This is a genomic window from Agreia sp., from assembly GCF_964263775.1.
In the GTDB taxonomy this organism is placed as follows: Bacteria; Actinomycetota; Actinomycetes; order Actinomycetales; family Microbacteriaceae; genus Agreia.
On sequence record NZ_CAXVWM010000072.1, the window covers coordinates 1 to 2,724 of the forward strand.

General features: G+C 64.2%; 4 protein-coding genes. 2 read left to right on the forward strand and 2 right to left on the reverse strand.

Annotated elements, in window-relative coordinates:
• Positions 1 to 390 precede the first annotated feature (390 nt).
• Positions 391 to 906 (reverse strand): hypothetical protein, encoded by a 516-nt coding sequence (locus ACE5CZ_RS05965; RefSeq protein WP_374946418.1) that lies wholly within the window; start codon positions 904 to 906, stop codon positions 391 to 393.
• 184 nt (positions 907 to 1,090) lie between these two features.
• Here ACE5CZ_RS05965 and ACE5CZ_RS05970 point away from each other — a divergent pair, with 184 nt between their 5' ends.
• On the forward strand, positions 1,091 to 1,327 hold the full coding sequence (locus ACE5CZ_RS05970; protein WP_374946419.1) for a hypothetical protein: 237 nt from the start codon (positions 1,091 to 1,093) through the stop codon (positions 1,325 to 1,327).
• 291 nt (positions 1,328 to 1,618) lie between these two features.
• On the opposite strand, the gene ACE5CZ_RS05975 is transcribed toward ACE5CZ_RS05970, so the two are convergent.
• On the reverse strand, positions 1,619 to 1,858 hold the full coding sequence (locus ACE5CZ_RS05975) for a hypothetical protein (RefSeq protein WP_374946420.1): 240 nt from the start codon (positions 1,856 to 1,858) through the stop codon (positions 1,619 to 1,621).
• Between the two features lie 513 nt (positions 1,859 to 2,371).
• Here ACE5CZ_RS05975 and ACE5CZ_RS05980 point away from each other — a divergent pair.
• Positions 2,372 to 2,724 (forward strand): hypothetical protein (locus tag ACE5CZ_RS05980; RefSeq protein ID WP_374946421.1); only part of this gene is annotated, 353 nt, incomplete at its 3' end.

The following is a 2,724-nucleotide window of genomic DNA, read 5'->3' on the forward strand; positions in this document are numbered from 1 at the left end:
GGCCGACGGCATCCTTGTGTTCGGCCTGCCCCTTCGCCCTGCTGCTGGTCGTGCGGCATGACGCCGCGGGTCAACTCGCGAAGGCAGCCCATGGATGCAGCGGCAGTGAACATCCGGCTGAACGACGCTCGAACTCGACTCCTGTCCGCCGAACTTCAACTGGATGGCGCGAGCCTCGTGGCGACGAAGCTGTAGACGGCGCAGTACGCGGGTGCGGTGCGCGGTTCGTGGCCGGTGAGTCTGGATGTCGTCGAGGGCTCGACCGTGAAGGTCACCGCGTGGGCGCTTCAGCCGGCGGTGCCGGGCGCGTTCGTCAATTCTGAGTAACGGCCCGGCGGCCGTGCGTCGTCTGGAACCGAACCAGGTACCCGTCGGGATCGGCAGCGCGCTTCAGTGCTCCGCGGCCTGTTGTTTGCCGGCAGCCCTGCCGAATTCGTTCTCGAATCTTTTTCGTTCGTTCGCTGCCACAACCAATTGCGTGATGCCGAACGTAGCGAACATAACGCTGGGAAATATGGCGCTCAGTCTCGCAGGGCGGCTGGGGTCGATGCTGACAAAGATCACCTCGAGGGCTGGAAAAAGTGCGCTCGCTGCCAGGAACTGGAGCCCTGTGTTTCGTGATCGGTTGAGTCTCATCCGCTGTTGAATGAGCGAGCCGGGGCCGTGAACGTTGTCGGCTGCTCTGTTGCGACGTTCGATTCGGATGCGCCCCGCCGCCCCCGCGAGTGTGACGCCGACGAGACTGGTCATGGTGCCCCAGAAGGCGTCTACCGTGAATGCGACGACTACTCCGACTATTGCAATCGCGACACCGCTGACGATCGCAACGAAAACTTTGTTCGTCGTGCCTTTTCTGCCGTGCCGACTGCGCATGATTTCCCCGTTCGATGACACTGGTTCGGCCAATCAATATATTGGTGGGGCCACACTCGATTGCACAAGGAGTTGCTTCGACGGTGGAGTAGACAGAGCCGAGGGGCGAGTAATGGATGTTGCCGGAAGTGTTCTTCCGTGGTTGTGTTGCTCGGTCTTTCTTGCAGTCGTTGTGCTGTTGCCGAGGCGGATAAGGGGCTCGGATCGTCTGCGTGACGTGCAGCTGTCGATGAATGTGTCACCGGGGTGGAACGTGGCCGGCGGTGCGTTTCTGCTGATCGGAGCTGCCGTCGCGATCGCCCTGGGAAACGTCTTCCTCGGCGCCGGATACCTGTTCGGGTGGGGCTTCTTTCCTCTGGCGGCCAGCATGCTTTTCATCATCGGCTTCTACGCCTATGTCGCGCGACAGCCCTGGGTATCCGTCGACGACGACGAAACGAGCGACCAGCTATGAACACACCGCGCGGTCTCGGGTTGCGAGCGTTGTTATTCGGTGCGTTCACCATTGCTCTCGGCATATTGATCATCGTGCGTCTTATCACAGAGGGGTTCGTCGCCAAGGATTCTGTTGCGATCCTGGGCTGTGTCCTCTGCTTGGGGACGACCCTCGACTTGGGATACAGGTGGCGCAAGGCGACGCGTGATCGCGCAACGCCGTCGAGCGTTGACCCTACTAATGGGGAGCAGACGCCGTGAGAGCGTGCTCGAACGATGACTTCTCGATTGGTGACACGGGCAGGCGCGGTCAGAGGCCGCGTTTCTTCAACCACAGGTTGACGGGAATGGCGATGACGCCGAGGGCAACGAGGGCGAGGCTGCAGATCACCAGAACACCTTCATTGCCGGCAAGCGTGAACCCGTGCCGCGCAGCCATCACGATTCCCAGAATGATGCAGACGTAGGGCAGGATCTCGCGCAGGGGGTTGAACCGCAGGCGCCGAAACCTCTTCGGGGTCGAATCTTCGTTGTCGTCGGCAATGCTCATTCATGCAGTCTTGCAGGGACACGCGGCACGACGAAACCCCGCCACCCGACCGGCGTAGTCGCCCGAGCAGGCCGCTCTCGACCGGGGGCGCACGGCACTTCTCGAGCGCGCCGGTGTCGAGGCGGGTGCCGGTGCCCGTGCTGGTCACGGGATTCGGGGTGCGAGGCCGGATGCCGCGGCAGCCGTCGCGAAGCGACGTCATCCGGTGCGCTGGGTCGGCCTGGGCGCCCTCGGTGCCGGGGTGCTGACGGTGGCGCTGGTGGCCACGAACGTGCTCGGATTCGCCGAGTGGCGCGGTGGTGCGGAGCCGGCTGCGGCCGACGCTCTGCAGGCGGCGGCGCTCGCGGCGGTCGAGAACTCCGACCCGGTGGTGGCGCCCGGTCAGTACCTGCTGGTCGAGACCGACGCGGTCTACGGCAACACCACGTTCACCGAGGCGGGCGACTACGTGAGCTATCTGTCGATCAACCGCGACAAGCTCTATCTTCCGGCGGATCGGTCGGACGACTGGGTGTGGGTGCGGTCTTTCGCGAGCCGTACGAGTCGTTCAGCGCCGAGGGCGAGGCGCTGGCGCAAAAGAGTTATGCCGACGAGGTGGCCGAGGCCGACGGTGTGCCCGAGCTGCTTCGGGCTCCCGACGCTCAGTTCTACGGCAACTCGATGGCGCCCGACTTCGACGCCCTGCCGCGAGACGGGCAGCAGCTGCTGAACGACATCTACAAGGCCACGGCCGGCGGCGGCAATTCGCCAGACGGCGCGGCGCTCAACTGGATCGCCGACACCCTGCGCACCGGGGTGACGCCGGCGGATGTTCGTGCCGCGCTCTACGAGGCGGCCGCCGGAATTCCCGGGGTGGAAATCAGCGA